The organism is Pseudomonas sp. NPDC047961 (assembly GCF_050272435.1).
Lineage (GTDB): Bacteria > Pseudomonadota > Gammaproteobacteria > Pseudomonadales > Pseudomonadaceae > Stutzerimonas.
In genome coordinates this window covers 785850-801364 of the sequence record NZ_JBNNMD010000002.1, presented here as the reverse complement: position 1 = coordinate 801364, position 15515 = coordinate 785850, and the positions used below count along the sequence as shown (strand labels likewise).

The 15515-nt window shown below is 58.4% G+C and carries 15 protein-coding genes and 1 pseudogene; 2 read left to right on the top strand and 14 right to left on the bottom strand.

Going from position 1 to position 15515, the window contains the following annotated elements; genetic code table 11:
- Positions 1–61 precede the first annotated feature (61 nt).
- The 12 genes and pseudogenes from ACQKIK_RS09910 to ACQKIK_RS09855 form a co-directional block, all read right to left on the bottom strand.
- Entirely contained in the window at positions 62–751 is a 690-nt protein-coding gene (locus ACQKIK_RS09910; protein ID WP_046161500.1) for an ABC transporter permease, read from the bottom strand.
- Positions 748–1443 carry an ABC transporter permease gene (locus ACQKIK_RS09905; protein WP_499135769.1) on the bottom strand — a complete coding sequence of 232 codons (696 nt, stop codon included), beginning with the start codon at positions 1441–1443 and terminating at the stop codon, positions 748–750. The genes ACQKIK_RS09910 and ACQKIK_RS09905 overlap by 4 nt, the downstream gene beginning before the upstream one ends.
- A gap of 62 nt (positions 1444–1505) precedes the next feature.
- The gene (locus ACQKIK_RS09900; RefSeq protein WP_046161502.1) at positions 1506–2261 is read right to left on the bottom strand and encodes an ABC transporter substrate-binding protein; all 756 of its coding nucleotides are present in this window, start codon (positions 2259–2261) and stop codon (positions 1506–1508) included.
- Positions 2262–2277: 16 nt separating this feature from the next.
- Positions 2278–3051 carry an ABC transporter ATP-binding protein gene (locus ACQKIK_RS09895; protein WP_019340445.1) on the bottom strand — a complete coding sequence of 258 codons (774 nt, stop codon included), beginning with the start codon at positions 3049–3051 and terminating at the stop codon, positions 2278–2280.
- A 294-nt stretch (positions 3052–3345) separates the two neighbouring features.
- On the bottom strand, positions 3346–5403 hold the full coding sequence (locus ACQKIK_RS09890) for a BCCT family transporter (protein WP_499135768.1): 2058 nt from the start codon (positions 5401–5403) through the stop codon (positions 3346–3348).
- 219 nt (positions 5404–5622) lie between these two features.
- Positions 5623–6402, bottom strand: a complete 780-nt coding sequence (locus ACQKIK_RS09885; protein ID WP_499135767.1) for a substrate-binding periplasmic protein — start codon at positions 6400–6402, stop codon at positions 5623–5625.
- Between the two features lie 114 nt (positions 6403–6516).
- Positions 6517–6864: a DUF3325 family protein gene (locus tag ACQKIK_RS09880; protein ID WP_499135765.1), complete on the bottom strand. Its 348-nt coding sequence runs from the start codon at positions 6862–6864 to the stop codon at positions 6517–6519.
- A complete protein-coding gene (locus ACQKIK_RS09875; protein ID WP_499135764.1) occupies positions 6857–8434 on the bottom strand; it encodes a PepSY-associated TM helix domain-containing protein in 1578 nt (525 codons plus the stop codon). Before ACQKIK_RS09875 ends, ACQKIK_RS09880 begins: the two co-directional genes overlap by 8 nt.
- Position 8435: 1 nt before the next feature.
- A complete protein-coding gene (locus tag ACQKIK_RS09870; protein ID WP_499135763.1) occupies positions 8436–8750 on the bottom strand; it encodes a hypothetical protein in 315 nt (104 codons plus the stop codon).
- A gap of 30 nt (positions 8751–8780) precedes the next feature.
- Positions 8781–10913, bottom strand: a complete 2133-nt coding sequence (locus ACQKIK_RS09865; protein ID WP_499135762.1) for a TonB-dependent receptor — start codon at positions 10911–10913, stop codon at positions 8781–8783.
- A gap of 138 nt (positions 10914–11051) precedes the next feature.
- On the bottom strand, positions 11052–11531 hold the full coding sequence (locus ACQKIK_RS09860; RefSeq protein ID WP_499135761.1) for a thermonuclease family protein: 480 nt from the start codon (positions 11529–11531) through the stop codon (positions 11052–11054).
- Between the two features lie 247 nt (positions 11532–11778).
- Positions 11779–11866: pseudogene (locus ACQKIK_RS09855) on the bottom strand.
- Positions 11867–12011: 145 nt separating this feature from the next.
- Between ACQKIK_RS09855 and ACQKIK_RS09850 the strand changes: the two are divergent.
- Positions 12012–12779 (top strand): sce7726 family protein, encoded by a 768-nt coding sequence (locus ACQKIK_RS09850; RefSeq protein WP_499135760.1) that lies wholly within the window; start codon positions 12012–12014, stop codon positions 12777–12779.
- Here ACQKIK_RS09850 and ACQKIK_RS09845 read toward each other — a convergent pair.
- On the bottom strand, positions 12776–13846 hold the full coding sequence (locus ACQKIK_RS09845) for a beta family protein (RefSeq protein ID WP_499135759.1): 1071 nt from the start codon (positions 13844–13846) through the stop codon (positions 12776–12778). The two genes, ACQKIK_RS09850 and ACQKIK_RS09845, sit on opposite strands and share 4 nt — an antisense overlap.
- Positions 13847–13855: 9 nt before the next feature.
- On the bottom strand, positions 13856–14236 hold the full coding sequence (locus ACQKIK_RS09840) for a hypothetical protein (protein WP_499135758.1): 381 nt from the start codon (positions 14234–14236) through the stop codon (positions 13856–13858).
- 168 nt (positions 14237–14404) lie between these two features.
- Here ACQKIK_RS09840 and ACQKIK_RS09835 point away from each other — a divergent pair, with 168 nt between their 5' ends.
- Positions 14405–15190: a recombinase family protein gene (locus ACQKIK_RS09835; protein WP_499135757.1), complete on the top strand. Its 786-nt coding sequence runs from the start codon at positions 14405–14407 to the stop codon at positions 15188–15190.
- Positions 15191–15515 lie beyond the last annotated feature (325 nt).

Genomic DNA, 15515 nt, shown 5'->3' with positions numbered 1-15515 from the left:
GGGCCTGTGCCGACCGGCCCGCGGCGCAAGGCCGCGGGCTCAGGCGAGTGGGGCTGCGGGTTCAGCGCCCTTGGCAGGCGTCGACACGCAGCCAGCGCTCCAGCAGCTTGAAGCCCTGCATCAGCACGAAAGCAATGATGAGGTAGATCAGGCCGGCGGTGAGGAACATCTCTTCGTGCATGTAGGTGCGCGCAGCGATTTTGCGCGCCATGCCGGTCAGCTCCAGCAGGGTGATGGTGCTCGCCAGGGCGCTGGCCTTGAGCATCAAAATCACTTCGTTGCTATACGCGGGCAAGCCGATGCGGGTTGCCCGCGGCAAGATGATATGGCGCAGAGCCTGATAGCGCGACATGCCTAGCGCGCGGGCCGCCTCGACTTCCCCGGCCGGTACGTTCTGGATCGCCCCACGCAGGATCTCCGCAATATAGGCGGCGGTGTGCAAGGTCATGGTGATGATCGCGCACCAGTAAGGATCGCGCAGGAACGGCCACATCCAGCTTTCGCGAACGGCCTCGAATTGGGCCATGCCGTAGTAGACGAGGAACAGCTGGACCAGCAGCGGCGTGCCACGGAAGAAGAAGATGTAGCCATAGGGCAACGCGCGCACCGCCAGCAGGCGCGACGACCGTGCGATGCCCAGCGGCAGTGCGAGAAACAGGCCTGCTACCACCGAGACGCCAACCAATTGCAATGTCAGCCAGGCACCTTCGATAAAGTCGGGCAGCCACTTGATGAACAATTCCCAGCTCATGCGGCGCTCCTGATAAAGCCACGACCTGCGCGTTTTTCAAGGAAATACATGCCAGCCATGGCAATTACCGTCAGCCCCAGGTAGATGCAGGCAGCCACCACGAAAAAGACGAAGGGTTCTTTACTAGCCGTTACGGCGATTTGTGAGGTACGCATGATCTCTTCCAGGCCGATGACTGAGACCAGCGCGGTGTCTTTCATCAGGATCATGAACAGGTTGCCCAGGCCGGGCAGGGCCAGGCGCCACATTTGTGGCAGGATCAGTCGCAGGAAAATCCGCCGTTTGCCCAGGCCCAGTGCGAGACCGGCTTCGCGATGGCCTTTGGGAATAGCCAGCAAGGCGCCACGGAACACCTCGGTGGCATAAGCGCCGAAGCAGAGGCCGAGGGCGATAGTGCCGGCAGCGAATGGGCTGAGCACCAGATTCTCGATGCCGAAGAGCTCACCGATGCCGCGTACCAAGCCGATGGTGCCGAAATAGATCAGCAGTACCCAGAGCAGTTCGGGAACGCCGCGAACGATGGTCGAATAAGTGCCGCCCACCCAGCGCAGGGTGGCGTATGGCGATGTCTTTGCAAGTGCGCCGAGCAAGCCGAGCACCAGGCCCAAGGCCAGGGATGCTACGGCCAGCTGAATGGTCATCCAGGTACCGGCGATCAGCGCCGGACCGAATCCGTAAAGGTCGGGAATCATATAGGCTCAAACACCAAAGCCCGGCCTACCATTATTGGTGGCCGGGCTTTGATTCAGACGGATCAGTAGATGTTGAAAGGGAAGTACTTGGCGTTGATCTTCTCGTAGGTGCCATCGGCCCGGATTTCAGCCAGCGCCTTGTTCAGCTTTTGGCGCAGCTCATCGTTGCCCTTGCGCACGGCGATAGCGATCTTGTCGTTGTCGAAAACCGGCTCACCCTTGAACTCGAAGTCTTTGCCGGCATCGCTCTTGAGCCATTCCCACTGCACGAAAGAGTCGGCGAGGATGCCGTCGACGCGGCCCGAGGCCAGGTCGAGGTAGGCATTTTCCTGGGTGTCGTAGAGCTTGATGTCGACTACGTCGTCCATGTTGTCTTCGAGCCAGGTACCGGCGATGGTGGCCCGCTGAGCGCCGATGGTCTTGCCTTCCAGGTAGCTTTCGTCAGTCTTGAAATCGACCGACTTCGGCGCGACGAACTGCAGCTTGTTGGTGTAGTAGTGATCGGTAAAGTCGACGGCGTTCTTACGTTCCTCGGTGACGGACATCGAAGCCGCCAGGAAATCGAACTTGCCGGCGTTCAGGGCGGGGATGATGCCGTCCCAATCGGAGGTGACCACTTCGCATTCCACTTCCATCTTGGCGCACAGGGCGTGAGCGATGTCGAGGTCGAAGCCGACCACCTGACCGCTGGAGTCGATCAGGTTGAAGGGTGGGTAGGCACCCTCGGTACCGATGCGCAGCTTGTCGGCGGCGAAGGCGTTGGCGCCGAGCATCAGGGTGGCGGCGGCAGTCAGCAGAATCTTCTTATAGCTTTTCATGCGGTGTGTTGCTCCATTAGCGATGGCTGGACATGAACTGTTTACAGCGTGCCGATTGGGGGTTGTCGAACACCTGCTCCGGCGTTCCTTGCTCCTCGACCAGGCCCTGGTGGAGGAAGACCACCTCACTGGAGACCTGCTTGGCGAAGTTCATTTCATGAGTGACCAGCAGCATGGTTCGGCCCTCATCGGCCAGCGACCGGATCACTGCAAGCACTTCTTGTACCATTTCCGGATCGAGCGCCGAGGTGGGTTCGTCGAACAGGATCACCTGGGGCTGCATCGCCAGGGTGCGCGCAATCGCAGCGCGCTGCTGCTGGCCACCGGACAGCTGGTTCGGGTAAACGTGGCGCTTGTCGGCTATTCCCACCTTGGCCAGCAGTGCCTCGGCCGTTTCGGTGGCTTCGGCCTTGCTCTGGCCCAGGACGCGACGCGGCGCCTCGATGATGTTGTCGAGCACGCTCATGTGCGGCCAGAGATTGAAATTCTGGAACACGAAGCCCAGCTTGCTGCGCATCTGGTTGATCTGCTTGGCGTCTGCAGCGACCAGATCACCGTCTTTGGCGCGCTTGAGGCGCAGCTGCTCGCCCGCGACGATGATCTCGCCCTCGTTGGGGTTTTCCAGCAGGTTGATGCAGCGCAGGAAGGTGGATTTCCCGGAGCCGGACGAGCCGAGGATCGAGATGACGTCGCCATCACGGGCGGTCAGCGAGATTCCTTTGAGAACTTCCAGATCGCCGTAGCGCTTGTGCAGATTACGAATTTCCAGTGCAGGTATGGCCTCGGCCATAGAGCTTCCTCTTCTCGAACCCGGTCATTGCCTGGCTCGTTTCTATGTAAATTGCGCTCCGGCCAACTGCTCGCCGTCCTGGCGAGGCGCAAACCTAGCATGCGAGGGGGCATGCGCCAAGCGCGGCGCGGCCCCGAGCGCAGTGACCGGCTGGTCACGGTATCTGCCAAGGCCAATGTGCCCTTACCTATATAGATGAAATTGACGTCACCCGCCTGATACGGCGGCAGGTTCGGGTGACAAACGGCTGGCCGGCCCCTGCTTGGTGGGCCGGCGACTAGCTGTTCGAACCCTTTAGGTCGGGTCGCTCTTCGGCAGATCGGGATCGCCGGTGAGCATCTCGTCGTGCTCGCCCATTTTCCACGGCAGGCTGCCGGGCGAGATATGCAGGAAGTGCAGGTACTTCTCGAACTGATCGAGGATGTCGCTGATGATGTCAGCCTGATCGTAGCCGTAGATGTCGTAGTGCTGACCCCCGCGGCGCAGGAACACCTCGGCGCGGTAGTACTGCTCGTCCGTGTCTGGTCCCTCGGACAGGGCGAACGCCGGCATGGCGTAACCGACCGCGCGGATCTCATAGACGAAGTCCACCTGGTCCTCCTTGATTACTTCCAGATACACCCGCGAGTTGGCTTCGTCGGTATGCACCTCGGCGTTCCACTCCTGGCCGCCAAGCTCACGCTGCACACGGCGCATGGCCTTGAGGACGGTACTGCTCATGAACGCGTCGACGTGCTCGCGATCGGGAAAGCTGACCATGCCGGCCAGACGCTTCTTCCACAGGCCCGGACCGGCATTGCTGGCCAGTCGGCTGCTCTGCATATGGTTTTGCAGACTGGTTTCATGGTGCCCTTCGATCACCAGCGCACGCCACATGCCCAGCGCGGCAATCATCATAATGATGGCAAAGGGCAGGGCACTGGCAATGGTCATGGTCTGCAGGGCGCTGAGCCCTCCCGCCAGGAGCAGCGCAGCGGCGACCACGCCTTCGATACTGGCCCAGAACACCCGCTGCCAGACCGGTGTGTGACTGGCGCCGCCTGCCGCCAGGGAGTCGATAACCAGTGAGCCGGAGTCGGACGAGGTGACGAAGAAGGTAATGATCAGCACGACCGCCAGGAATGAAGCGATCGACGTCATCGGCAGCAGCTCGAACAGCTTGAATAACGCGATGGCGTTATCGGCCTGCACGTCGGTGATCAATGAGGTATAGCCTTCGACCATGATCAGATGCAGCGCGGTATCGCCGAATACCGAGAACCAGAGAAAGGTGAAGATGGTCGGCACGAACATCACGCCGAAGACGAACTGGCGGATGGTCCGGCCGCGGCTGATCTTGGCGATGAACAGGCCAACGAAGGGCGACCAGGCGATGGTCCAGCCAAAGATGAACAAGGTCCAGTTGCCGATCCAGTCACTTCGCGAATAGGCCTGGAGGTTGAAGGTGCGTTCGATGATGTTGTTCAGGTAACTGCCGGTGTTCTGCAGAAAGGTTTCAAGGATGAAGATGCTCGGACCGACCAGGAAGACGAACAGCATCAGGCCGATCGCCAGGATCATGTTCAGCAGCGACAGGTTCTTCACGCCCTTGTCGAGACCGGCGACCACCGAGCAGATCGCAAGGCCGGTGATGATCGCGATGGCGATGATCTGCACGTTGATGCTGATCGGAATCGAGGGCCAAAGGTAGTTGATACCTGCATTGATCTGGGTGACCGATAAGCCGAGCGTCGTGGCAATGCCGAACAAGGTGCCGAGAATGGCGAACACGTCTACCACGTGACCGATCGGGCCATAAATTCGCTCGCCAATGATCGGGTACAGCGCCGAGCGCATGGACAGCGGCAAGCCGTGGCGGAACGAGAAATAAGCCAGCACCAGCCCCGTCAGCCCGTAGATGGCCCAGATGTGGAAGCCCCAGTGGAAAAATGCGATCTGCATCGCCTGCTTGGCGGAGTCGACAGTTTCCGCAGCGCCAGCCGGAGGCGAGGCGTAGTGCAGCACCGGCTCGGCTACGCCGAAGAACAGCAGCGCGATGCCGTAGCCTGCGGAGAACAGCATGGCGAACCACGCCGGGAAGCTGTATTGCGGCTCTGCGTGATCCGGTCCTAGCTTGATGTTGCCCCAGGGCGTCATCGCGATGCCGACGATGAACACCAGGAAGAACGCCACCGAGAGCATGTAGAACCAGCCGAAGTTGGTGGTGATGAAGGCCAGCGTCGAGCTGAACACCTCGCCGGCCAGGTCCGGGTTGCTGATCGTGCCGATCACCAGTAGCAGGGTGACGACCACCGCTGGAATGAACACGGGAAAGAGAATGATGGACCTGGGTAGCTTTTTGTCTGCTTCCATGAGGATGCTGGCCTCCGGTTGGCGGGTGGGATGGAAAACGCGCTATGGCTCCCGAAGCGAAACTGCTATCTGAAGGGTAGACGGCGATTTGGCGGCGAATACTCACCAGATCATGTTCATGCGGAGGAATTGTCTTGCAGAGTGCAGCACTGACGACGTAGTAGGCCGGCTCGCCTGCGACGTCACGCTGTTGCATCGGCTGAGCTGCTAGGGTTTGGCTCAGTAGGCGGGTTCGAGCTGGTGACGGCGCAAGATCGCGGGCACCGTACCGTCGGCAATCGCCTCATCCAGTGCTTGCTCGAACGCCTTGAACTGCGCCTCGCTTATGGTGCTGCGTGACAACCCGATGCCATAGGTGATCGGGCCCATCTCGCCAGCCTCACGCACGCCTGTAAGCTGCTCATCATCGATCAGGTGCCAGGCAACATCCTGATTGAGCACCGCCAGACCCTCCTTGCCGAAACGTCCGGACTGCAACATGCGCAGCAGGCGACGGTTATCGGCAGTGAGGTGCAGGCGTACGTCAGGCACCGACTTGAGGCGCTCGGATAGTACATAGGACGTCCCGGAAGGCCCGTATACCCCGACCAGTCGGCCAGCTAAGTCGCTCGGTTGATTGAAGACAAAGCTGCTGTCGGTGCGGGCGAAGACGCTGTAGCGTGACGTGACCAGCATCCGACTGATGTGGAAAATCTGCTCACGTTGCGGTGACCGTACCAGCGTGAAAATGCCATCCGCCTGTCCCTGCTCGGCCAGCCGCAATGCACGCCGCCAGGGGTATAGAGCGATTGAGCAGTCCTGCTGCAAACGGGCGCAGACTGTTTGTACCACCTCCACCAGCGGGCCGCCGGCATTGGCTCCTGCAGCGGAGCTGACCGAGCCGTGCGCAGGGTAAGTGAAGGGCGGGAAGTCCTCGGTCACGAAGCGCCACTGCGCCGCACCGGTTTGAGTGGCGATCGACAGCAACCCGATCAGCAGAATCGAGAGAACCCTTTGCATGGCTTGCTCCTTGCGAGGTGTCCGGCCTTTCCTTGGCGGCTGCGTGGCAGCCGGGGCAGGTTTGCGACCTGCGCTGTCGTCGCTGTTAGCCTAGCCGAGATTAAGTCGGCGCATCTATGTTTGGTGCGATACCTGCCCTCCAAGCAGGCAGCAGGCCTGAAGCAATGGGCGCAACCAAGCGGGCTTCCAGGCAATGGTCAGCGCGAGGCTAAAGGCTGCCGCGCTTGCCAGCAGTACCCACAGGACTGTACCGAAGCCCCCGCCCTGTCCGGCTAGCAGCAGCGCCAATGCCGTGAACAAGCACAGGGTCGCGCAAAGCGCTCGCATGCGTTGGCCGCCCGCAGTCGGGATGCAAGCGCTGGGGTCGACTCCCTTGCGATGCGCCTGCTGACAGAGTGCTAACAGTGCGAAAGCGAGATAGCACAGAAAGAACGCCAGCACCGAGCCGAGCCAGTCAGGCATGCCGGTGCGCCTCAGGTTTAGGCGAAATGTTCGACTGGCGTGCCTGACTGGTCAGGCGAATTCGTCGTGCCGCCAGCAGGCAGGAGCCCGCGAGTGCCAGCAGCATCAGGTCCATGCCGGCGATGGCTGCCTTGCCGTGCCACAGGCTATTGAGCAAAGGATCGCCGGTTGTGAGCCCATTCAGCAGTACGCAGGCGATGGCCAATCCGCCGACGGCCTGCAACTGACGGCGCCATGCCTGGGCCGGGTACCACGCTGCGTGAGCCATGGTCGTGAGCCAGCTCACGAAGAACACCCAACCCTCCAGCACTGCTCGCTGATTGCCGGTTACCGGCCCGTCCAGTGGCAGCAAGCGATTGGCAACAAAAAAGGTCAGGGTTGCATTGATTAGCCCGGGCCCCGCCGTCACACTCAGCGCTTCGACCAGGCGCGCCCCCATCCGTCCTTGACGCTCGTGCCTGGCCCGCCGCGAGCCGGTCCAGAACAACAGGCCGCTACCGATCAGCACACAGCCGGCCAGACCGCCGGCGAAGTACAGCCAACGCAGCGTCCAGTGATCGAACTGGATGAAATGCAGGCCCGTCAGGAAGCGTTGAACCCCGGCGATGGGCGCCGCCGAATGCTGGTGAAGCAGCGCGCCGGTGGTCACATCGAAGGTCAGCCGGTCGGCATTCATCGTTACAGCCCGGGTATGAGCACGGCGGATCTCGACATGTCCGTTGCGATCAAAGGGATTCCGGACGCGGACCAGATAGGCCTCGCCAGGCTTGCCTTGGCTCGTCCAGATCGCCTGAGCACTGTCCAGCATGGTGTCTAGCGACGCGATGTCAGTGGACGGGCCCGACGGCGGGCGGAAATAGGTGCCTAATGCCTCAAGCTTCAGCTGCGCCTGGTCGCTCGGGTAAAGGGCCTGAGCAACGCTGGGAAAGTAGATCAGGCAGAAAATGACAAGTCCGGACAGGCTGATCATGAAATGAAAAGGTAGTACCAGCACGCCGGTGAGGTTGTGCAGATCGAGCAGGCTGCGCTGCAGTCGCTTGCGGGGGCGAAAGGTGAAGAACTCGGCAATCAGCTTTCGGTGCGCTGCGACGCCCGACACCAACAGCACCAGCATACCCATTGCAGCGGCACCGACCAGCCAGTAGCCGACGCTGCGCCAGTTCAGATGCAGGCTGAAATGGAACGGGAAGATGAAGCGGGTACCGCCCCAGCTGCCTTGGTCGACAATCAACTCGCCGGTGTGCGGGTTGATGTGACGGCGCACCCGCCCATGCTGCGGGTCCTCATAATCGAGTTGCAGCACCGGTACGCGTGGGGTCGGCAGGTTAATCGTCCAGACTGGCGCGTCAGGGGCCAAGTTTTTTGCATGTGGCAGAACCAGCCGATCGAGCGACAACTGCGGTGGCGGCTCCGCCAGGCGAGTACCGGGTTGCATCCAGCGGTCGATTTCCCGATCGAACACTGACAGCGAGCCGGTCCAGAAGATTGCTAGCAGCAGGCTACCGAGCAGTACGCCCGCCCAGGTATGCAGCCAGCTCATCGATTGGCGAAAGCCTTTGCTTGGCGCCATCTCAGTACTCGCCCAGCGATGTAGCCAGCCCGTACGACAGCCCCGCGCCTATCACGATGCCTACCGACAGCCAGGCCCAGACCCGCCAGACGCTAGGCTCCGTAAAGCTCCACAGCAGCAATGCGAGGTACAGGACAAACCCCAGCATGGCGACCAGGAACACCGCTTCGCTGCGCGCCATACCTCCGGCCAGCACCAGCAGTTGAGCGCCAGCGGAGGCCAGCGCTGCCGTGCAGGCATAGCCGCCACCAATCGCTGCGACGACACGTAGCATCAGGGTGCCGCGTCCGGTCCGGCGGACCGCGGCGGTCTTCACGTTTTGCTTCTGCGTCGCCGCGTCCATCGCTTAGAAATTGACTTGGTATCCGAGCGTGAGGGTGCGCCCGCGGCCGTTGAATACGCGACCGTTGCGGGTGACTTTCGAGCCGGTATTGGCGGCCTGCGAGTAGTACGTCAGATAGTCACGGTTAAGCAGGTTCTCAACCCCTAAGCTGACTTCGCCGAGCGGCAGACGATAGCCCACGTAGGCATCAACCAGCGTGTAGCCCTCGAACTCCAGGCCGGGCGTGTCGAAATCACGGCTGGCGTAATGGTTTGCCTGCAACAGGCTATGCAGCTCGTCGGTCCAGTTGGCCTGCCAGCTGGCGCCGTAACGGTCCGGTGAGATGTTGGCGCCGTTGAGGTCGGTATCGACCTTGCCGTCGCCATCGGTATCGGAACGGCCATTGACCTGGGCATACATCAATTTCAGGCGATGCACATCGCTGACTTTCCAGCCCCCTGTGAGTTCCACACCATCGATTTCGGTGCGCTCACGCCGAATCTGGTAAACCCCGCCCACGCTATCCAGGCGCGATCCGAGCTCGGCGTCGGACTCGTAGTAGCTGATCTCAGCATCGAACGGACCATGATTCAGGCGAAAGCCGATCTCGCGGTTCTCAGTGACCACCGGTTGCAGGTCGAGAAAGTTGTCGACGCTTGTGCCCGGCGTGCCGATGCCACGCAATACGCGGCCCACATCCGGCATGCCGAACCCTTCGGAGTAGTTGCCGAACAGCTGGACCCAATCGGTTATCTGCCAGACCAAACCCGCGTTGTAGAGGGTTTCTTCGAAGGTCGGATTGCCGCCTTCAACGTCCACACCTCCGAGGCCTGGGCTGGTTGAGGCGATGGTGCTGAAGCTGTCCACATCCAGATCGGCGAACTCGTGGCGAACCCCGGCGAAAAGGGTCAGGTCTTCCAGCGCCCTGATTTCCGCCTGGAGGAAGGGGGCATAGTTGCGGAAAACGGTTTCCGGCACCCACTCGCGATCGGTCAGGATCAGTTGCTGGCTGGTGGTGTCCTGCAGCACATCGAGACCGCCGGTGAGCATCAGGTGGTTGTCGAACAGGCCGTCACGGCTGAGCGTCAGCTTGCCGCCGATCTTGTCCGACTCGTTCTGTGATTGGTCGAACAGCGTGCCGACCGGTGCGATGCCGGCGTCCTGAAAGGTGCCGTTGGTGCCACCGCCGAAACGTGCGCGGAAGCGCTGGGTATATAACTGCAGGCCCAGCTCGTTGCCGTACAGATCGGCATGTTTGTAGGAGAGGCTGGTGGCCAGCACTTCGTTCTGTGGCGCCTCGCCCTGAGGGTCACCCTTGCGCGAGGTCGCGGGAATATCGGCGTCGGCATCGCCGGGCACATTGACGTATTCGTGCTCGCCTTCGACCTCGTAGCGATTGACCATCAGGCCGATGTTCTGGTTGTCGTCGAGCCAGTAGCCGAGCTTGACCAACAGGTCGGTGCTGGTCGAATCCATCACGTCGCCCTGGGTATCGTCGACGCCGATCAGGTCGCCATTCGCGTCGTAGAACATCCCCTGGGTCTGCCAGCTGGTGCCAACCAGATAGTCAAAGTTGCCCTGTGTGCCCTCGACCCGATAGTCCAGCTTGTAGCCAAGCCCCTCGGACTCGTAATCGGTAGGCGCGGTGAAGCTCATCCCGGCGTGCTGGCGCAACGTCCCGCTTTCCGGGCGACGGGTAACGTAGTTGATGATGCCGCCGGTGGCGCCGAGGCCATGCTCGGCACTGGCGCCGTGAATCACCTCGATGCGTTCTACCATCGAAAGATCAATGGTGTAGCCGTCACGCTGACTGTCACGCAGAGGCGTCGATTGCGGTACGCCATCGATTAGGATCAGCGCCGAGCGGCCACGAAAGGTTTCGCCCGCGCTGCTCATCTTCTGACGGCTCGGCGAGTAGGAGGGAATCAGGTTGCTCAGTACTGCGCCGTGGTCCGAGGTGATCGCCAGTTGCTGTTCGATCTGCTCGCGATTGATCACAGTGATCTTTTGCGGCGTCTTTCCAGCTTCGCTTCTGGCACGTGTCGCACTGATGGTGACAGCTTCCAGCTCGGTGGCTTCATCGGCCAGCGCAGGCATCGAGGAGAACGAAAGAGTCGCTAGGGATACAGACAGACACAGACAGGTTTTGCGAAACACGTGAAGGCTCCCGATGTTGGTGTTTTTCGTGGGGAGCGAGAAGTTAAACTAAATGCAAATGACTTGCATTAAGATTGTGTTGCTAGTTGTTTGCGTTGTGCGTTAGCTGTTACGCCGGTCAGTTATGAGCGATTCGTATCAACGGCTGCTGCGTTGCTGCTCGCGCCATTCCCACGGAGGCAGCTGATCCGCTTTGGGTAACGACCACAGGCCCCGCCCAAGCTCGCGCGCGACTGCCTCCAGATTGAGAAGCGCCCGGTCATCCAGGTGGCCGCGGTTGGCCCAAGCATTCCCAGTCCTGACCAATTCAGAATTGATCTCACTGTCACCGGCCCTCACACGCGCCAATGTCCGTCCCGCAACGTCGCGCCCCTTAGCTGTCAGCGTCACGGTTTTGCCGAAGATATAACTGGCAAGTGCTTGGCGCGCCTGGCTCCCATAAGGTTGTTGGAGCTCCGGGGTATCGATCTCGGCTAACTTCACCCTGACATGCTCACCTGAAGCATCAAGGCAGCTGAAGGTGTCGCCATTGGCAATACCTGTCACTCGGCAATCGAACGACGCCGCAAATGCAGGCAGGGCTGAAAAGAGCAAAGACGTTACTAAAGCGCGCAGCATGACGGCATCCGTAGGGATCGGGCGGGCGCGGGAGCGTAACAGTCGGATTGGTTGCCGAACCGGAGCCATGTCTCATGAGCAAGCCGGAGTCACGTTCGCAAATGACGAACCGTGAACTGAATCAGGCCAAGTGCCGCTGGGATTGAAGGCTGATGGATGGGCAAGTTTTTTGGGCAACAAAAAACCCGCACTAGGCGGGCTTCTTGTGGGCTTTCGGGTGGTTTTGGCACCACCTGAAATTAATAGATGGTGCCCAGGGACGGAATCGAACCGCCGACACTGCGCAACGCACTGAAAAGCCCTGAATACAGGGGTTTGTAGACCCCCATCGACCTCAAAAAGTGTACCAGCGTTGTGTACCTGTCGCGACACCGTTCTCTGCGAGTGGAGCTGCGTATGATAATCTTCCGGGGCAGTGATGCCGCCAGGTTATAGGTCGCTATCGCTGCAATTTGATTCATCCCCAGGAGTTGCGAGCGCATGCTCAATGAGCAAGATATTAAAGTCGCCGTGATAAATAGGCTCCGTAATCGTGTTGCCGTAGGTGACAGCGTCATCGTCAACGAAATGGTTTTTGGTGGGCGAGATAGGCGGGCCGATTTGGTGATGGCTAACGGCCATCTTCAGGCGTTCGAAATCAAAAGTGATGTCGACTCGCTGAGCCGGCTGGAAGGGCAGGTAGAAAACTACCTATCCAACTTTGACAAGTTGACTTTAGTTGTATCCTCGAAGTACGTAGAACGAGCGCTGGCGACCGATGAGCGAGTCGGAGTATGGGAAGCGAAATGCCGCAATGGGTATGCCGTACTTTCCGTTAAGCGAGCTGGCCGTATCCAGCCTGTAGCTGATAAACAAACATTATGCAGTTTCTTGCATAAGAGTGATCTAGAACGTTTGATCCGCTCGGCAGGCGTCAAAAAGGTATCCCGAGAAGCGGCTCGAGAAGTGCTTTATAATGAAACGAGCAAGCTCCCGCTTTCGGTTATCCGGCAAACAGTAATTGATACTGTTAAGGGTAGATATCGTGTGCTAAGCGATTCGTTCCTTGCTAGTTGTGAGGGCCAAGTTTCAACGTCTGACTTGGATAAACTTAGTAAGTCTAAAACTAAACGGCGGGAGCTTGAAGAGCGCTTCAGTCAGAGAGACGCTAAGTCAAGCCCGCCGATAAGGCAGTTGAACCTGTCAAGATTTTTCCCAGATGGGAACATTCCAGACTCTATCCCTCGTTATGTCCGCATTCCCGGCTAGAACACCCAGTCGTCCTCCTCATCATTGCTGATGCGACCAGACAGCATCTCAATTTGATAATTCATGTGGAGGTTTACCCGTACGGCTATAGCGGTCACGGGCGCATTAATAGTAAGCCCCTCTCTGGTTACCGTGTTTCGAATCATCTCGGCTCCCCAGCAATCGTTATCCTTAAGGCTGGGATGGTCTCGCAAAAGCGACTCGGCTGCAGAGATGTATCCTTCGCTCTTGGTTCTAGGTCGTCGCTCGAAATGCCAAAATCCGGCATCAGGCACATCAAGTCTTGGTAAGAACGTTCCGCCTTCGTCGTCGTAAACGACCGAGTGAATCGAAACATGGTCGCCATACATGACTATGTCAGATCCGATCTCATCAAACAGCATAGTCTCAAGCATCTCGATCTTGCCGGACGTTTCAGAGCCTTCGCTCAAGAACGGGATGACGGATCGTGGGAAGCTCGTACCAGCCAGTACTCGGGGAACTTCTGGCATCTCCTCAACGATGAGATTGAGCGTGTTAAGAACGCTTTCTAGAATTCCCGGTTTTATATTCTTCGTAGAGAAGTCTCGAATATATCCGGCGTCGATAACGATAAGCGAGTCCTCTGGGGAATCTAACGCATACAAAGCTTTTAGTGTGCTATCGACATCGGTTTTGAAATCTTTGATACGGAACACTGGAGGGCGACCTAGCTTTTCAAGGGAAACAGCTTGTCTGACTATGTCACGCCCTTTAGCGTTAGGAGTAAACTGCACAGTAGGGATGATCTGTGGATTACTCTCCACGAATCTAACCCAGTTTCTGAAGTTAGCATCCGGATTTAGTAACTCTCGCACCGCTTCGTTCTGGTGCTGGATGTCCATAGTCAGATCTAGGATATAGCTCCGGCCTCCAGCGCATTCATTTACCTTATCGATCGCCTTTTCGCATCCTTCAGAATTGCGCCACTTTCCGAGCGTAATCAAAGGGATGAGATTATCCTTCGCCTCATTACTTAACTGAGCGTATCCATTTAGCTCTGCTTGCCTTGTTCGAATTATCGGGAAATAAGTACTGTCCTTGAACATGCCGGTCACCTATTCACCCCTATTGTCTAGTTTGGATCCCATGTGCGTTGCGAGCTTGTTTCGTATTGTCTCGCGCAGTGGCTCTGGGTTTATCATTGATGAAAGCGAGTTGGATATATTTCGGTATGTCACCAAGTCATTGCGTTCAGCAAGCATGTCGTTCTTGTATTTGATTGCATCATTTTTGGCCTGTATGAGCTCTCGCTGTAGCGCGCCAATGGCGCGGAAGGCAGTGATGCTCAGTGACAATGCTATGACTGCTGAGGCAAGCCATCCTGATAAGGAAACAGCCGTTACGTTACTGTCTGGCTTAGCGAGATAGACGCTAACTGCAACACTACCGATGCCGATAAGCAAGCTGATAACAGAGACGACCCTGTCCATATTCATGTCTCGAGTCCAGTTCGAAGGCTTCGCTCGATGTTATTCGTTTTGTCTGTGGAATAACAGTCACAAGGTGACCTAGGAGGGACAGCTGCAGCCGACCTAAAAACGATATCTCTCCGCGCGAGTACGACTTAGATATAGCCGTCACGCCACTCCCCTTGTGCATCCAATATGCGTTATCAAACCGTTGACGAACGTCTACGGAATGATAAGGTGTCAACTTCTACCCCTCGCAAGGTCGCAGGCGCTATGAAGATCGTCGCTTATTACCGTGTATCTACTGCTAGGCAGGGGCACAGTGGTCTAGGGCTAGACGCTCAGCGCGAGTATGTGCGTCTTGCTGCCCAGCAAAGTGGCTGGACGGTAATCGCTGCGTTTGAAGATCACGAGTCAGGTGCTACCGCGCCTGAGCGTAGAGCAGCCTGTAAAGCAGCGTTGGCTAGATGCAAGGCTGATGGGGCAACGCTCGTTGTTGCAAAGCTTGACCGACTTTCCCGGGACGTTGAGCACATTGCGGGCCTACTCAAGCTTGTGGACTTCAAAGTCGCCACGATGCCCAACGCCGACAAATTCCAGCTGCACCTGTACGCCGCACTTGCAGAGCAAGAACGGGAATTCATATCTCGCCGCACCAGTGACGCTCTGGCGTCGCTGAAGGCGCGAGCGGATGCGGGTGATGCCGAGGCTAGGGGAAAGATAGATCGCCGCTCAGCCGGCCGCGCAGAGGCTCACAGGCGTGGCAACGGAGTTGCTGTTCGAGCTGCCCAAATGAAGGCTGATGTGTACGCTGACGGGCTTCGCAGCTCAGTTAAAGCAGCTCTTTTTGATGGGGTTGAAAGCCTGCCTCAGTTGGCGGCTTGGCTAGATGCGAACGGGCACCTTACACCCCGGGGTGCATCGTACACTGCCACGGCGGCAAGCAGGCTAATGCTGCGCCTTGGCATGTCTTTCCGTTGAGCAGCCGAGCGGGTCTTATCTTTCTCGTTTTGTCTCTGTTTGCTCGCTTCAGCTGGCAACGAATCAATTGATCTGTCATCTGGAATAGCGAAACAAGCTGAGCTTCTACAGGCGCAGGGTAAATTGCCCCTTCATACGGAATAGCAAAACAAACCGAGCTTTAGCGGAGATGGCCCCGGCATCTATCTAAAGCCACGGAGTAGCCAGCAGAGTGCAGAGCAGGGAGCAAACCCATCAGGGAGCGAAGAGATTGATTAATGACAGCAACTAGTAACATGGTATGTGTACAGTAGGTAATGTCAGAGATATAGATATGCTAGATACT

Excerpts from the sequence above, each read along its gene's own strand:
- ACQKIK_RS09910 (WP_046161500.1), bottom strand. The coding sequence starts at position 751 with ATGAGCTGGGAATTGTTCATCAAGTGGCTGCCCGACTTTATCGAAGGT.
- ACQKIK_RS09905 (WP_499135769.1), bottom strand. The coding sequence starts at position 1,443 with ATGATTCCCGACCTTTACGGATTCGGTCCGGCGCTGATCGCCGGTACC.
- ACQKIK_RS09900 (WP_046161502.1), bottom strand. The coding sequence starts at position 2,261 with ATGAAAAGCTATAAGAAGATTCTGCTGACTGCCGCCGCCACCCTGATG.
- ACQKIK_RS09895 (WP_019340445.1), bottom strand. The coding sequence starts at position 3,051 with ATGGCCGAGGCCATACCTGCACTGGAAATTCGTAATCTGCACAAGCGC.
- ACQKIK_RS09890 (WP_499135768.1), bottom strand. The coding sequence starts at position 5,403 with ATGGAAGCAGACAAAAAGCTACCCAGGTCCATCATTCTCTTTCCCGTG.
- ACQKIK_RS09885 (WP_499135767.1), bottom strand. The coding sequence starts at position 6,402 with ATGCAAAGGGTTCTCTCGATTCTGCTGATCGGGTTGCTGTCGATCGCC.
- ACQKIK_RS09880 (WP_499135765.1), bottom strand. The coding sequence starts at position 6,864 with ATGCCTGACTGGCTCGGCTCGGTGCTGGCGTTCTTTCTGTGCTATCTC.
- ACQKIK_RS09875 (WP_499135764.1), bottom strand. The coding sequence starts at position 8,434 with ATGGCGCCAAGCAAAGGCTTTCGCCAATCGATGAGCTGGCTGCATACC.
- ACQKIK_RS09860 (WP_499135761.1), bottom strand. The coding sequence starts at position 11,531 with ATGCTGCGCGCTTTAGTAACGTCTTTGCTCTTTTCAGCCCTGCCTGCA.
- ACQKIK_RS09850 (WP_499135760.1), top strand. The coding sequence starts at position 12,012 with ATGCTCAATGAGCAAGATATTAAAGTCGCCGTGATAAATAGGCTCCGT.
- ACQKIK_RS09845 (WP_499135759.1), bottom strand. The coding sequence starts at position 13,846 with ATGTTCAAGGACAGTACTTATTTCCCGATAATTCGAACAAGGCAAGCA.
- ACQKIK_RS09840 (WP_499135758.1), bottom strand. The coding sequence starts at position 14,236 with ATGAATATGGACAGGGTCGTCTCTGTTATCAGCTTGCTTATCGGCATC.
- ACQKIK_RS09835 (WP_499135757.1), top strand. The coding sequence starts at position 14,405 with ATGCGTTATCAAACCGTTGACGAACGTCTACGGAATGATAAGGTGTCA.